This window comes from Nocardia sp. (assembly GCF_025465275.1).
Lineage (GTDB): Bacteria > Actinomycetota > Actinomycetes > Mycobacteriales > Mycobacteriaceae > Nocardia.
This window is the reverse complement of sequence record NZ_JAODNK010000010.1, coordinates 36,563-50,804: the sequence shown is the minus strand read 5'-3', so window position 1 is coordinate 50,804 and position 14,242 is coordinate 36,563. Positions and strand designations below refer to the sequence as shown.

General features: G+C 66.5%; 13 protein-coding genes and 1 tRNA gene. 10 read left to right on the top strand and 4 right to left on the bottom strand.

What is annotated here, in order from left to right; all coding sequences use genetic code 11:
- Window positions 1–13: 13 nt before the first annotated feature.
- Entirely contained in the window at window positions 14–484 is a 471-nt protein-coding gene (locus JWN03_RS03090) for a nuclear transport factor 2 family protein (protein ID WP_297609344.1), read from the bottom strand.
- Window positions 485–1,085: 601 nt separating this feature from the next.
- Entirely contained in the window at window positions 1,086–1,724 is a 639-nt protein-coding gene (locus JWN03_RS03085; protein ID WP_297609341.1) for a hypothetical protein, read from the bottom strand.
- 382 nt (window positions 1,725–2,106) lie between these two features.
- Here JWN03_RS03085 and JWN03_RS03080 point away from each other — a divergent pair, with 382 nt between their 5' ends.
- From JWN03_RS03080 to JWN03_RS03040, 9 genes are all read left to right on the top strand, one after another.
- Window positions 2,107–3,162, top strand: coding sequence for a hypothetical protein (locus JWN03_RS03080; RefSeq protein WP_297609338.1), 1,056 nt, complete (start codon window positions 2,107–2,109; stop codon window positions 3,160–3,162).
- A gap of 10 nt (window positions 3,163–3,172) precedes the next feature.
- Entirely contained in the window at window positions 3,173–3,991 is an 819-nt protein-coding gene (locus tag JWN03_RS03075) for a hypothetical protein (RefSeq protein WP_297609336.1), read from the top strand.
- 3 nt (window positions 3,992–3,994) lie between these two features.
- Window positions 3,995–4,855 carry a hypothetical protein gene (locus JWN03_RS03070; protein WP_297609333.1) on the top strand — a complete coding sequence of 287 codons (861 nt, stop codon included), beginning with the start codon at window positions 3,995–3,997 and terminating at the stop codon, window positions 4,853–4,855.
- Window positions 4,852–5,481, top strand: a complete 630-nt coding sequence (locus JWN03_RS03065) for a hypothetical protein (protein ID WP_297609331.1) — start codon at window positions 4,852–4,854, stop codon at window positions 5,479–5,481. The genes JWN03_RS03070 and JWN03_RS03065 overlap by 4 nt, the downstream gene beginning before the upstream one ends.
- Window positions 5,482–5,498: 17 nt before the next feature.
- Window positions 5,499–7,181, top strand: coding sequence for a cutinase family protein (locus tag JWN03_RS03060; protein ID WP_297609328.1), 1,683 nt, complete (start codon window positions 5,499–5,501; stop codon window positions 7,179–7,181).
- Window positions 7,178–8,017, top strand: a complete 840-nt coding sequence (locus JWN03_RS03055) for a hypothetical protein (protein ID WP_297609325.1) — start codon at window positions 7,178–7,180, stop codon at window positions 8,015–8,017. Before JWN03_RS03060 ends, JWN03_RS03055 begins: the two co-directional genes overlap by 4 nt.
- 111 nt (window positions 8,018–8,128) lie before the next feature.
- Window positions 8,129–8,200 (top strand) — tRNA-Gly (locus tag JWN03_RS03050).
- A gap of 186 nt (window positions 8,201–8,386) precedes the next feature.
- Window positions 8,387–8,686 (top strand): hypothetical protein, encoded by a 300-nt coding sequence (locus JWN03_RS03045; protein WP_297609414.1) that lies wholly within the window; start codon window positions 8,387–8,389, stop codon window positions 8,684–8,686.
- A gap of 102 nt (window positions 8,687–8,788) precedes the next feature.
- Window positions 8,789–12,262, top strand: coding sequence for an AfsR/SARP family transcriptional regulator (locus JWN03_RS03040; protein ID WP_297609322.1), 3,474 nt, complete (start codon window positions 8,789–8,791; stop codon window positions 12,260–12,262).
- 63 nt (window positions 12,263–12,325) lie between these two features.
- On the opposite strand, the gene JWN03_RS03035 is transcribed toward JWN03_RS03040, so the two are convergent.
- A complete protein-coding gene (locus tag JWN03_RS03035) occupies window positions 12,326–12,862 on the bottom strand; it encodes a GtrA family protein (protein ID WP_366914361.1) in 537 nt (178 codons plus the stop codon).
- A 193-nt stretch (window positions 12,863–13,055) separates the two neighbouring features.
- Between JWN03_RS03035 and JWN03_RS03030 the strand changes: the two genes are divergently transcribed.
- Window positions 13,056–13,496: a VOC family protein gene (locus JWN03_RS03030; protein WP_297609319.1), complete on the top strand. Its 441-nt coding sequence runs from the start codon at window positions 13,056–13,058 to the stop codon at window positions 13,494–13,496.
- A gap of 27 nt (window positions 13,497–13,523) precedes the next feature.
- Here the strand turns inward: JWN03_RS03030 and JWN03_RS03025 are convergent, their stop codons facing one another.
- Window positions 13,524–14,189: an epimerase gene (locus tag JWN03_RS03025; RefSeq protein ID WP_297609317.1), complete on the bottom strand. Its 666-nt coding sequence runs from the start codon at window positions 14,187–14,189 to the stop codon at window positions 13,524–13,526.
- Window positions 14,190–14,242 lie beyond the last annotated feature (53 nt).

Genomic DNA, 14,242 nt, shown 5'->3' with positions numbered 1-14,242 from the left:
CCCTCCTGTCGAATCAGCGGGTTGCGAGTATTGCGGCCATGCCCGTTCCGCTGCGCCAGGTGTTGTGCAGCGCCATTTCGGTCAGTTTCCACCCGTCGCCGGTACGCGTTGCGCGGACGTCGAATACACCGCCGGCGAGGAAATGGGTTTCCAGCGAGTGGGAATCGGACTCCTCCGGAGACCAGAGATGCATGGCGGTCAGGTTGGCTCGCATTCTTGCCGTGCCGCCGTCGATTTCGACAAGGTGGTCGCCGGTGACGTGGTGTGTCGCTCGAAAGCGGGCGAAACTCGCGGCCTGACTTTCGAGGATGTCCTCGTGTCCGATGAGAGCGGCCCCATTGGGGCGGACGATACGGCCGTCTGCGGCGAAGGTTGTGGTCACGACGGCGCGATCGAGCCGTTTGTCGTCGACTGCCGCCAAGTAGGCGCTCAGCAACTCGACGATCTCCGTGCGGTCGGCCAATTTCTGCAGGTCAGTGCTCATCTACTTCTCCTCATATCGATGTGCACCACCCACGCTAAAACCTAACGTTACGTCTGTTTCAAGGGTCAGCGGGATTTTGCTGTCAGCCGTTTTCCCGAACACCCCGTCGGGCCGAAATCGCCTGTCTCGCAACCGCACAGCCCACGTCACGCCCGCGCAGCCCACGTCTGGACGGGCGCAGCCCGTGCACGTGTTGTGCCGTGCGCAGACGGCTGTGGGATGCAGTGCGGAGACGCGTTGTGCGGAGGCTGGACGATAGGAAGGTATGCGGAGCGCGGCGGTTCGCGGTCAGAGTTCAGGGAGGTGACCGCAGTTTGCGGACCACACTGGGACCGCAGGATGTGCTCCCGGACGGCCGGGTGGCGGCTCGCGGCGGATCCCACGAACACATCCGGCTTGCCGGGCGTGAAATTGCCGCATATTCCTTGCGCGGCAAGCCAAGCCGTGCGCGGCAGGTCGAACCATGCGCGGCAGGTCGAACCATGCGCGGGAGGTTGAGCTGTGCGCGGGAGGTTGAGCTGTGCGCGGGAGGTTGATGTCCGGATCCGAGCTGGAATCGGATGGGCTGGTGGTGGGGCTGGTGCCTATGTCGGGGTGGTAGTTACTTTGGGGCTTGCAGTTTGACCATGTCGGGGGGGAAGGCTGTGGGGGATTGGTTTCTGTTGGTTTTGGAGGTTAGGTCGGGGAGTTGGAAGCGCCAGTCGTCGGCGGACCAGACGACGGTGAGGAGGGTGGCCAGGATGCTGTTGTCGGTGAGGGTGCTGTAGACGGTTAGGTCGGTGCGGGTGGAGGTGTAGGTGTTGATTTTGTAGCCGGCTATGTGGGCGGTTGCGGCGGGGTTTGCGGGGGCGGTGATCGAGATTTGGGCTCGGGCCAGGACCCAGGAGTCTTTGGCGGGGCCGGGCATCAGGGATTCGGCCGCTATGTCCGGCCACGCGCCGTCGGGGGCCAGGGTGAGGCGGACGTTCTGATTGATGGCGGCGAGGGCCGCGCCCTGCGGGGTGTGGGAGTAGCCGGCGGCGGTGGTGCTCAGTCGCGTCGGGCCGTCGTGTGCGCCGATCGGTAGCTGGAAGCCTTGGTATGCCTCCCAATGGATATCGACGGGCGGGCGCGCCGGATCGGGGGGTGCGATGGTGGTCGTCGAGGGAGTGGAGGTGAGGCCGCCGCCGCACGCTGTGAGAGTCAGGGCTGCCGCGAGAGTGAGCAGCAATAGCGAAAAGTGTGCTGCACGTAGACGCATGGAGCTTCCTTCCGAGAACCGGCGGACGCACGAGAGATAGTGCGGCGCAAGGTTCTTGCGGGGCGGAAGTGATCTTACGGTGCGATTCGGCGGGGCAGCGGAATTCGTTCCGACTGATTTATACAAGAATTCGTCCCGACTGACCCGTATCAGGTTGTGAGCGGCACGGTTACGGGTACGATCGACCCAGCAACATGATCATCGCACGGTGGTGGGGTTTCGTCATGGGTCAGCTGCGGTTCATGCGGCCGGAAGCGCGGAAAGCGCTGGTCGGTAGGGGGTTTCGGGCGGGTCGTCCCGCTGCCGACCGTTCTGATGAGGGGAATGGGCAATGAATTCCAAACGTACTTCGCTTGCATTATCGGTATTACCGATAATGCTGGTGGCCAGCCAGGGAGTCGCTTCGGCCGCTCCCGGGCAGCCGGGGCTGGCAGTGCCCGGCGAAGGCCAGCCGGGGTTGAGCACCACACCGCAGCCTCCCGCTGCCGCCGCCCCCAGCCCTGCGGATTTCATTCCGGATCCGCCTGCGCCGCCCGCGCGGCCGCGTCCTAAACAGCAGACCCAGCCGCCGATGAACACGCTGGTGCAGCCGGAGTCCACACCCGACGTCTCGGTACAGCCGGAAGCTTCGCAGCCGCAAGAGGCTAACAACCCAGCACCCGCAGTGGTGCCGGTAGATCCGCACTTGCTCCGGGTCGGCTCCAACGCCGTCCAGCTGCCTGATTTCGTCGATGTGAAGACACGAGACAAGGCACAGTCCTACGTCGACTACGCGGAGTGGCAGGTTGCCGCCACTTACGACCGCCTGGGTTTCCCGACAGACCAGTCGGATCGATTGGCCGCCTCGAGCTTTACGGGAGCCGGCATCGGCTTGGCCGCAGGTGGATTGGCAACTGTGGCTTTGGTGCCAGTGGGTTGTGCAATCGGAGCTGTTGTCGGAGGCGTCGCGGGCGGACTGATCGGCGGCGTGCCCACTGCTGGGGTCGGAGCTCCTGCGGGAATATTGGTCGGCGGTGTGACTGGATGTCTGGCAGGCGCTGCGATCGTCGGAGTTCCCGCGGTCGGCATCACCGGAACGCTGGCCGCAATAGTCGGTGGTGCACTGGGCGGGGGCAATGCGAACCAGCCCGCACCGCCTGCTCCGACTCTCATCGATCAGCCTGTCGCAGCTCCGGTTTCGGCCCCTGCTCCTGCGCCGATCATCCCCGCCATCGCTCCGATCGTTGCCCCGCAGCCCATCGCGGAAGCGGTCGCCCCGGTTGTCCAGCAGGTCAACACCGTTGTCGACCAATCAGTCAAACAGGTGTCGCAAGCCGTCGATCAGGTCAAACAGCAAGTCGATACCACCGTCGACTCGCTGCGCTCCGCCGTCGCCGCGATGCCTCCACTAACCCCCGAAACCTTCCTGGCGGCGCTAGCGCCAGCTCCAGGTGCCTGACGGAAAAGACATGGGTGACGCCGTGATCGAACAGGAAGACCTCACGGCGCAACGCCCCGCTATGCCCGCGTTGCCGCCGACCAATCCGGGCCGCCATCGTGCGGACGAGCCGGATACCACTCCTGCCTGGGCGCAGTGGCTCGATGAGGACCACACGCCGGACAGCGAGGCCACCACCCGAATCCGGCGGGTCACGTCCGCGGAAGCCGATCTGCTGTCGGATGATCCGATGGCGCCGCTGGTACTGGCGGCACGGGAGCGCGCGGCTCAGACGCGGCGGCGGCGCGAGGTGCGCGAACGTTCGGCACTGGCCGCCATCGTGGTGGCGGTGCTGGCCGTGATCGCACTGATCGTGTGGGTGAAGGTCACGCCGGACGATTCCGCGCCGCAGGCCCTACCCGCGCCGACACTGGTTCCGGCGGGGGCGAATCCGAGCCAGCCCGCAGCCCCGGGCGCATGGTGCCAGGCTGCCGAGTCCGCCGATCGGGTGAGTGGTTCCAGCTCAGGCAATCTCAATACCGCGCCCGGTGTCATCCTGCACCTGGAATACGCCTGGTATGTGCTGCGTGATGCCACCGTCGTGCGCAGCCTGCTCACCCCCGATGCCAAGGCCGCGCCGGAACAGGCCACCCGGGACGCGATTTCGGCCGTTCCGGCCGGAACCCAGCACTGCGTCACCATCTCCCGGCTGCCCGCCGATCACTGGGATGTGAATATCGATGAGCGCCGCCCGGACGGCACGAAGAACTCGTGGCAGCAAACCTTCACCACCACGACCGGCGGTGATGGCCGGGTACTGATCAGCTCGATCATTGCGTCAGGTGGGTGAGCGATGGTCGATATCGACGATCTCATCCGGCGCGTGACCGAGCCGCCCGCACCGGAACCCGTGCCGCACACCCCCACCGGATCGCCGACCGATCCGGTACCGCTGCACGGCGGACAGGGCCGCCTGGTGCGGGCCGTGCTGCCGTCGGTGCTGGTACTGGGCGGGTCCGGATCCGCGGGATCGTCGACCACCACACTGGGATTGGCCGCCGCGGCGGCCGTGGACGGTGAGGGTGAGATCTGGCCGGTAGCCGTGGACGCCACGCTCGGCGGCGGCGATCTCGGGCTGCGCGGCTGCGATGCCATGCCGGCGGTGAGCACCGTCCAGAACTGGCTCACCGCAGAGCATCCCGAACTGCCCTCCACCGTCGGCGCGTGCTCGGGTCAGACCACCACCGGAGTGCGGGTGCTGAGCCGCAGCCCGGATCCGATGCCGCGCCGGGAGACTCTGGTGTCGGTCGCGCGGCACCTCGAAACCGCCGGACTGCTGGCTGTTTTCGATGCGGGCGCACCGGTGACCAGCCGGCTGGCCGCTCCCCTGCTGTCGGATCCCCGCGTGGGACTGGTGATTACCGTCGCCGCACGACCGGATGCGATCAATCGGCTGCAACCCTCGCTGAGCTGGCTGGACGAGCACTTCAGCGAATTCGTCGTCGGCGATGCCGTGATCGTGCTGACCGAGCAGGTGCCCGACTCCGGCGCGGCCATACTCGAGCATGTGCGCGCCCATCTCGGCTCCTGGGTGCGCGCAGTCATGCTGGTCCCCTTCGATATTCACCTCGCCGGGGGCGGGCTCATCTCGTGGCATCGGCTCGCGGCCGAGACCCGCGATGCCTATCTCGCGCTCCTCGGGGAGCTGCGATGACAACCCTCAGCCTGCCGCCGGTGCCCATGTGGCATCGCGCCGTGCCGAATCGGCCCGACCGGCCGCCGCTGCTGTGGCTGGTCGGCGTGCACGGCGGTGCGGGCCTGAGCAGTCTGGCCGCCAGCATGAGCTGGGCCGGTGATGCCGGGCAGCGCTGGCCCGCACGCATAGGCATCGGCGCGGATATGGATTCGCCGCTCGTGATCCTCGTGGCCCGCACCCATATGCGCGGGCTGAACACGCTGCATCGCGCGCTGGTCTCGCACGAGCAGCAGGCCACTCCGGCGGGCAGTGAAGTCGTCGGCATCATCACCGTCGCCGATTCGGCACGGCCCCTGCCCATTCCCGCCGACGAACGCCGTCACGAAGCCGAGAACCTCGCGCACGAACTCGGTGCGGAGAGCTGGCGGCTGGGCTGGCTGGAACAGTGGCGCGCCCTCGAACCACACGATATGGCGGCGTGGAATCCCACCGTCACCAGCTCACCGCTGGATGACGGCGACCCCACACGCACACCACCACAACCGGTTCGGCTGCTGGCCGAGCAGATCCTCACGGCGGCCCGCACGGCCGGCGCGCGGATCACCGCACGCGCGCACCCAGGCGCGCAGACCGCGAGTCCATGATCTGAACGAGGTGCGGCGTGGTCCGGAAACTGCTGCTCATAACCACCAGCGTCTGCCTGTTCACGGCAGCGACCCTCAGCGTGGCCGACGCCGGCCCACCCGATACCAGCCTGGCCATCGACACCTGTCCGGCGCTGTACGCGCTCGGGATCCAGGGCACGGGTGAGTCCTCACCCGATGCGGCCGTCACCACCGATACCGGAATGCTCTCGACAGTGTTCCGGCCCATGATGTCCGAGGCCAGCGATGCCGGGCTGGTCGACCGGGCGTATGTGCCCTATGAGGCGTCGTTCGGCGGGGCTGTGTCCACCGATAAGACGACGTACTCGAAATCCATCGGCGACGGCCTGAGCACCTTGCGGTCCATGGCGAAACAGGTCACCGATCGCTGCCCCAATACTCGGCTGGCGATTGCCGGATATTCGCAGGGAGCGCATGTGGCCTCCTTGTTCGCGCAGGAGGTCGCCGGAGGGACCGGCGTGGTCACGGCCGATCGGATCGCTGCGGTCGCACTGTTCGGTGATCCGACGCGCCCCGCCGGGGCCGCGATGTTCCCCGGCAAGCCCGGGCAGAAGCAGCCCGATCCCGCCCCGGGCACCAATGGTGAAGCGGTGGCGAAACTTCCGCCGCCGCCGCAGTCCGATCAGCCTCCCGCCGGATCGGGAATGGGGACCGCTATCAGCAACAGCTCCATCAGCACGATCTCCAACACGCTCGGCACCGACGGGGGCACCGGTACGGGCAGCGCCAATTTCGGCAGCCTCAGCGGGCGGGTCGCGAGCTTCTGCGCCGACGGTGATCTCGCCTGCGACGCACCGGCCAATGCGCCGCTGCTGCGGGCGGTCGCCAATATTGCCGGGCAGGTGGAGATTTCGGGTGGTGATCCGATCGCCTCGCTGAAATCCATTGCCGAGGCGCTGGCCTACACATCCATCAAGACCGTCACCAATGTGGTGAACAACGATATCTCCGGCACCTCGCTCACGGATCTGTCGATCCAGCCGCAGAAGTCGCTGTCGCAGCGGATCGCCGAAGCCTCCGATCCGAACAATGCGGTCGATCTGCCGGGGGCCATGCAGGCGCTGGTCAAGGTGGGCACCATTGCCTTCAATTCCGTGGTGGCCGTGGTGAAGAACGTGCTCACCGCGACCAATATCGCCGAGATCGCGGCCGCTGGACTGGCCAATCCCATTGCCGGACTCGCGGTGCTCGGCACCAAACTCGTCGGGGCGGTGGCCGATCTGGTGCCGCCGACCACCATCAGCAATCTGACCACGTCGGCGTTCACCGCGCTGGTGCAGAACGTCACCGACAATAAGGATCTGCTGGACGTCACCACCTGGGTGCGGTACTGGAACACCGCGGCCAAACATGACTACACGCATGCGCAGGGCGGCGGATTCGGCGACAGTCCCACCCAATTCGTCGGGACGTGGTTCGCGGCGCTGGCGCACGACCTGTCCGGGGTGGCGGCGCCCGGCGCCACTCCGCGCGGCGGCAGTGACAAGCCCAGTTCCGGATTCGATTTCGCACCCTCCAGCACGGTGACCACCACCGTGCCGAACGGCGGCCAATTCCCGCTCGGCGGAGGCGATTCCACGGCGCCTACCACCAGTGGTGATGCGCCCCTGATCACCTCCGTCGCACCCACCAGTGCGGCACCGCTCATTCCGAACCTCTCACCGCAGGCGACGCCATGACCACCTACGACACCGAGGCCTCGACCGCACGCAATGACGGACCGCTGGGGCCGACCGAAGACGAGGACGAACACACCGGCAATTGGGCCGACTGGATCGCCAGCGCGCCCGCGCCGGAACCTGCCCGGTACGAGGAGGATTCGGGCTACGACGACTACTACGACGAGGACGAGGCGGACGGTTACACGCCGTCGCTGCGGCCGCATCTGGGGGCGGCACGGCATCGGCGGGCGACACTGCCGTCCAAGCCGCGGCGCGGATCGTATCCCGCTTGGGCGGCACCGTTATTGGGTGTGCTGGCGGTGCTCGTGGTGACTGCCGCCGTGGCGGTGCAGATCGCCAAGGTGAGTCCCGCCGATGACAAGCGGCCGATGCCGACTGTCGCCGCTCCACCGGTGGCGCCCACCTCGTCGGCGGTCGCGCCGGCGGCAGCCGATAATCCCGCGCTGTGCCCGAACGAGATGAACGGCACCACCGTCCGCGGCAACGGGCCCGGGAGTACTCGCACCGCGCCCGATGTAATCCTGGCGCTGCAGAATCGCTACTACGTGGAACGCAACGGTCAGCGTGTGCACGAGATGTTCGCGCCCGATGCCACCGCGCCCTCGGTGGCCGATATCCAGGCGGGTATCGACTCGATTCCGGCGGGGACCACCTACTGCGTGCAGATCATGCCGGGGCCGTTCGCGGGGCAGCAGATCATGGTTGTCAGCGAGACGCATCCGGACGCTTCGCGCAAGGTGTGGCCACCGCAATTGGTGCTGACGTCCACTGCCGGGGATCGCACGCTGGTTTCGTCGATCGTGCCGCTGCCGGAGGACACCACACCGCGTTAGAACCGGTGTGCGGAGCACAGGAAAGGGGGCAGTTTGGTGGTTCGGCAGCGCGTCGGCTAATGTCTTTTCTCGCACGCCGGACAGCGCCGCAAGGCTCCGAAGGACGCGCAAGCGGATGTAGCGCAGTGGTAGCGCATCACCTTGCCAAGGTGAGGGTCGCGAGTTCGAATCTCGTCATCCGCTCAACGAACGAAAGTTCAGCTCTTCCGGAACGCATGTTCCGCCTGCATCACTTCGATGTCTCTTATCGCTCATCAGCGTACAGTGCCCTTTTTGCACCGTACGAAAGTCCCTCCCGCGCAGTAGATCTCGCGCACATTCCCGCGCATGTCACCCGGTTTTCGGGGTAACGTCATGCGGGTGACTCCCATGCTCAGCGCCTTCCACGACACTGTGCTCGTTCATCTGAGCAGTCCCGTGCTGGCTCAGATCAGCAATCCGACGCCCGAGACGCCACCGGTGGCCGACAAGCTCATGAAGCTCGTACGGTATTTCACCTGGTTCGTGCTGCTTTCCGGGGTGCTGGGCATTACCTTCGCGGGCGGTCGCTTCGCCTGGGAGAAATGGTCCGGCAGCGGCCTCGCCTCGCCGAAGATGGTTGCGGGCGCCATGATCGGCGGCATCATCGCCACCAGCGCCGGAACCATTATGAACGCAGCCATCGGCTGAGTGTCGTCGCTCGAGCTGTCCAACGGCCATCGGCTGGAACAGCTTTCGCGGAGTATCCGACCGGCTCGGTGATCGGGCCGGTAATGCTGCGATAGTGGGCTGGTGCGCGTATACCTGCTCGGGCCACTGCTGCTGGATACGGGAAACGGTCCGGTGAATGTCGGCGGGCCACGGCTTCGGGCGCTGCTGGCTCGGCTCGCGCTGGATGCGGGGCGGGCCGTGCGGGCGGAGGTATTGGTCGAGGCGCTGCGCGACGATGAGCCGGCTACCGACGAGACCAATGCGCTCCAGTCGCTGGTGTCACGGTTGCGGCGGGTCCTGGGTGATCCTGTGCTGCTCACTTCCGGGCCGGGTGGGTACCAGTTGGCCGTCGAGGCGGACGTGGTTGATGCCGTGCGGTTCGAACAGCTCGCGCGGGTGGGGCGAGAGCTGCTTGTGCGGGGGCAGGCCGCGGAGGCTGCCGCCACGCTGCGGGAAGCGCTGAGTCTGTGGCGTGGGCCGGCACTGGTGGATGTGCGGGGCAACGGGTTCGCCGATGCCGCGGCACAGCGGCTCGAACGTACGCGAGTGACGGTGCTGGAGAACCGGATCGAGGCCGACCTCGAATTGGGTGGCTCGCATGAGTTGATCGCGGAGCTCGAGGCGCTCACCGGCGAACATCCGCTGCGAGAACGGTTGCACGCGCAGCTGATTCGGGTGCTGGCCGGATATGGGCGTGGGACCGAGGCGCTCGGGGTTTACGACGACGTGCGCGGGCGGCTGGCGGAGAAGTTCGGTAGCGACCCGGGGCCGGAGTTGAAGGCCGCGCACCTCGCGGTGCTGCGGGATGAGATACCACTCCGGCTGGAAATGCGGCCAATTCGATCGCGCCGGGCAGCAGGGAATGCTGCCGCAGCAGGTAACAGTGCCTTGGACGAGCACAGCGGAACCTTCGGCGAGCGCGGCCACACTCCGGGCGACAGTAGGTGGACCGTCGGCAAGCAGCACGGGAATTCGGGTGAGCGCAACGAGAATTCGGGTCAGCGGCGCGGGAATCTGGATGCGCCGCTGACCAGTTTCGTTGGGCGCGAGGACGATATCCGGCGGGTGGTGGCGCTGCTTGGATCGAACAGGCTCGTCACGCTGGTCGGGCCTGGTGGAGCTGGGAAGACTCGGCTGGCGAGTACCGCGGGGAGCGAACTCACGACTTCCGGCGGGGTGTGGTTGGTCGCGCTGGCGCCGGTCGGGGCTGAGGACGTGCCCGGGGCGGTGCTCGATGTGCTCCGGCGGCGCGGGATAGGGCTGCCTGCGCGCTCCCCCACGCCGAGTGGAACCGAGATTGTCGAGAGTTTGATCGGCGCGTTGATCGGCGACGATGTGGTCCTGGTGCTGGACAACTGTGAGCACGTCATCGATGCTGTTGCGGCGCTTGCCGAAACGCTGCTCACCCGGTGCCCCCAGCTGCGTGTCTTGGCTACCAGTCGTGAACCGCTGCGGATCGATGGGGAGGCCCTGCACTCGGTGCGGTCGCTGGATCTGCCCGCACCCGGTGCGACCGAGCAGCAGGCGCGCGATTGTTCGGCGATCCAATTGTTCTATGACAGAGCACGTTCGGTGCGGCCCGAGATCGCTGCCGACTCGGTAGCGGCAGTTGTCGAGATATGCCGGCGTCTGGATGGGCTCCCCCTCGCGATCGAACTTGCGGCGGCGCGGCTGCGCACACTGCCGATCGAGACGATCGCGGCCCGACTGGACGATCGATTCCGGCTGCTGACCCGAGGTAGCCGGACCGCGCTGCCTCGGCACCAAACGCTGCGGGCCGTAGTCGAGTGGAGTTGGCAGCTGCTCGATACCGACGAGCGGACGTTCCTCGAGCGACTGGCGGTGGTGCCCGACAGCATCACCGAGGCGGCCGCGCACGCTATCGGGCTCCCCGACTCCTTGCCAGGTGACCTGCCCAACTCCCAGCGCGGCGGTTTGCCGGATTCTCGGCCCGGCATCCTGTCACCCTCTCGGCACGACGCCCGGCCCGGCGACGTGTCACCGTCCCGGTGCGACTCCCGGCCCGGCGACCTCTTGTCGGCGCTCGTCGACAAGTCACTGCTGCATCTTGCTGGGGTCGACGAGGCGGGTGAACCGCGGTATCGGATGTTGGAGACGATTCGGGAGTACGGGCTCGAACGGCTTGCCGCGCGGGATGAGGTCGATTTCGGCCGGGCTCGGCATACTCGGTATCTGCTCGAGTTGGTCGAGACTGCGGAGCCGCGGTTGCGGACGGCTGATCAATTACTTTGGCTTGCCAGGATTTCGGCTGAGCGGGCGAATTTACTGGCGGCGATTCGAGGGGCCGTCGACGTGCGGGACGGCGATACCGCAGTTCGGTTCGGCATTGGGCTGTGCTGGTTCTGGTTCATGCGGGGAAATCCGCCGGAGTCGCAGGAACTGCTCGCTCGCATTGTCGAGGTGTCCGGAGCGGCAGCTCAGGCAGCTCAGGCGGATCGGGCGTTGATCGGCACGGCATATGCGCTGGCGATAGATGCGCTCGAACCTGGAAACGCTTACGCCGAACCGGTCGAGATCGCCTGCGGCATCGGCCCTTACGCACATCCGATGTTCGCATTAGCCCGACTGGGAGCCGCTCTCGCAGCGCCTCAGGTCGCGGCCGAGCTGTCGGAGTTCAGCGGTGTATCGGACGACGGGCGGCAGGATCCGTGGGATCGGGCGTTCGAGCTATTGCTTCGCGGGCTGTTCGCTATGAACACCGGAAACCTCACCGTGGCACAGGAATTACTGCTGCGTGCGGTGGCGGGTTTCGAGGAACTGGGCGAACGGTGGGGAATCGCAACGGCATTGAGCAGCCTCGGCGGGGCGTTGCGGCTGTCCGGCGATCAAAGCGGTGCACTCGCTATGAACGAGCGGGGGACGCAATACTTCCTCGAACTCGGTTTGCGGGACTACACGATCGAGAACGATGTGGGGGCCACGCTGACAAGAGCTCGGGGCGGGGACATCGACGGGGGCCGACTGCACCTGGAGGGTCTGCTGCAGAAGGCATCCCGGGTCGACTCCGCCGAGTGGACGGCACATGTGCGGCTCGGGCTCGCCCAATTGGAGTGCTGGGCCGGGCAATACGATCGAGCTCGAGAGCACGCGCTGGCCGGGCTGGCCGATCCGCCTGCCGGAGAGGCGATTCCAGTGCCCCTGACCGCACTATTGCTCGGTATGCTCGCGCAGGCCGACACTGCGGACGGCAATACGGAAGCCGCCCTGCGCAGCCTCGACCACCCAGCGGTGCATCTCGCCTCCACCTGGTACACACCGATCGCCGCCTCGATCGCGGTCGTCGTCGCCGGGATCGAATTGCGGCGGGACCATCCGACCGACGCGGCACGGCTACTCGGAACCGCCGCCGCGCTGCGCGGTGCGGATGACCCCGACGACATCGACGTGCGTCGAATCACGCAGCAGGCCAACGCAATTCTGAGGGAGTCCCCGTTCGCAACGGCGTACGACGACGGCGCGCGAATGCCACGTACCGAGGCCTGGAAGCTCATATTCGCAGTCATCGAGAGTCGACGTCGGAGTGCCGACACCTGACAAACGGTCAGCAACGCATCCGCTCGGCGGTCGGCCACGATGTCTCGTGTCTTGAAGGCCATTTCAGAAGACGAAGCCGCGCAGTGCCAGGAAGCGCAGGCCGCCGACCACCGCCATGACGACGATCATGGCGGTCGCCTGTGCGATCTCGCCGAGGCCGGGGGCCCAGAACTCCAGGCCGGCCAGGGCCGCTGTGCTGATCAGCAGGCCGATCATGGCCAGCGCGCCGCCTTCCCACTGTGCGCTGAACCAGCCGACCCGGCCGGACGCGCGGAAGGTGAGCCGGCGGTGCAGTTCGTTCGCGATCACCGTGCTGACGATCGAGCCTGCGATATTGGCGACCAGCGGGCTGACCCCGTTCATGGCCGTGAACAACACGACATAGGCGATATTGCTGGAGCCGCCGACCAGAGCGAAGCGGATCAGCTGGGCGAACGCGTGATCGCCGCGCAGATACTGCGCCACGCGGTCGAAGCGGGCGAGCCATTCCGTGCGCAGCATCGGGTAGCCGGCACCGATAGTCAGATCGATGCCGTCGAGGATCGAGGTGTCCGCGTAGGCGTTCCGCATCCCGGGAGCTGCAATTGCTGTGCTGTTCACAATGGATACTGTCGCCAGCCGGGCTTACACCGACCTGACGTCGCCCTGACACGGTCCTGGCGCGGCCCTGACGCACGAGATCAGCTGTCCGATTCCTGCAAGACTCAGGTCGGCGTGGGCAGCCATCCTGTACCGGGTGCATCCGGTTCGATGAGCCGAGCACGAGTCGATCGAAGACGTGGAGGAGGTCGATATGACGGCGAATATCGGGGCCGTGACGCTCGGGGTGCGGGATCTGGATCGATCGTTGCGGTTCTATCGGGAGGGGCTCGGGTTGAGCTCGCCCGGGATCATCGGCACCGAGTATGCCCGCGACGACGACAATCCCGGGGGCGCGGTCGCCATGTTCACCCTCGACAGTGGGCTCATTCTGTCGCTGTACTCGCGTGATGATCTGGCGAAGGATGCCGGCGTCCCCATCGAACGGGTCGCCGGGTCACCGATGAGCCTCGGTTACTTCGTGGACAGTCGCGAGGATGTGGACGGCGTTCTCCAGCGTGTTCTCGAGGCCGGCGGCACCGTGGTGCGCGCACCGCTCGAGCGGCCGTGGGGGATTTATGCCGGGTACTTCGGGGACCCCGACGGGCACCTCTGGGAGGTGGTCTATTTCCAGCCGGGCAATCGGCCAGGCTGATCGGCCGCCAGCGCGGACACTCCCCCGCTAAGAATTAGCTCGCGCGTTGATCTCGCGGGGCGTGAGCACGCGAGTGTCCGACCCGGAGGCCGCGACCGCGATCATGGCGCGGCCGATCTCCCGATTGTCATTGACCGCGTTCGGCGCCAGCCGTTTGAACAGCGGAATCAGCGGCCCGGTAACCGCATACGCGGCGCGATACAGCGGGGTCTTGGAGATGACGCCGTCCATCGGCTGCACAAATCCGGGCCGGAACATGTACGCCTGGAAGGGAAGTGCGAGCAGATCGTTCTCGGTCTTCCCCTTCACGCGCGCCCACATCGAGCGGCCCTGCTCGGTGCTGTCGGTGCCCTGCCCGGAGACATAGATGAACGTCAGCTTCGGGTTCGCGGCGGCCAGCGTGCGACCGGCCTGCAACGCGAGGTCGTAGGTGATGCGGCGGTAGGCGTCCTCCTTCATGCCGACGGAGGAGACGCCGAGGCAGAAGAAGCACGCATCGAACTCCGGCAGCTCACCGGCGATCGCGGAGAGATCGGTCGGATCGGGCTGGACCAGCTCACGCAGCTTGGGATTCTCGATCCCCAGCGAGCTGCGCCCAACGGCGAGGACCTGCTCGACCCGCTCGTCCCGGAGGCACTCATTGAGAACCCCCTGCCCAATCATGCCGGTCGCGCCGAAGAGGATTACCTTCATGCCACGCATCTTGCCTCAGCAGCAAGGGGATTGAGGGGATCTCGCGGATGAGT

Bases quoted from the DNA above. Each gene is read 5' to 3' on its own strand.
- JWN03_RS03090 (WP_297609344.1), bottom strand. From the start codon at position 484: ATGAGCACTGACCTGCAGAAATTGGCCGACCGCACGGAGATCGTCGAG.
- JWN03_RS03085 (WP_297609341.1), bottom strand. From the start codon at position 1,724: ATGCGTCTACGTGCAGCACACTTTTCGCTATTGCTGCTCACTCTCGCG.
- JWN03_RS03075 (WP_297609336.1), top strand. From the start codon at position 3,173: ATGGGTGACGCCGTGATCGAACAGGAAGACCTCACGGCGCAACGCCCC.
- JWN03_RS03070 (WP_297609333.1), top strand. From the start codon at position 3,995: ATGGTCGATATCGACGATCTCATCCGGCGCGTGACCGAGCCGCCCGCA.
- JWN03_RS03065 (WP_297609331.1), top strand. From the start codon at position 4,852: ATGACAACCCTCAGCCTGCCGCCGGTGCCCATGTGGCATCGCGCCGTG.
- JWN03_RS03055 (WP_297609325.1), top strand. From the start codon at position 7,178: ATGACCACCTACGACACCGAGGCCTCGACCGCACGCAATGACGGACCG.
- JWN03_RS03045 (WP_297609414.1), top strand. From the start codon at position 8,387: ATGCTCAGCGCCTTCCACGACACTGTGCTCGTTCATCTGAGCAGTCCC.
- JWN03_RS03030 (WP_297609319.1), top strand. From the start codon at position 13,056: ATGACGGCGAATATCGGGGCCGTGACGCTCGGGGTGCGGGATCTGGAT.
- JWN03_RS03025 (WP_297609317.1), bottom strand. From the start codon at position 14,189: ATGAAGGTAATCCTCTTCGGCGCGACCGGCATGATTGGGCAGGGGGTT.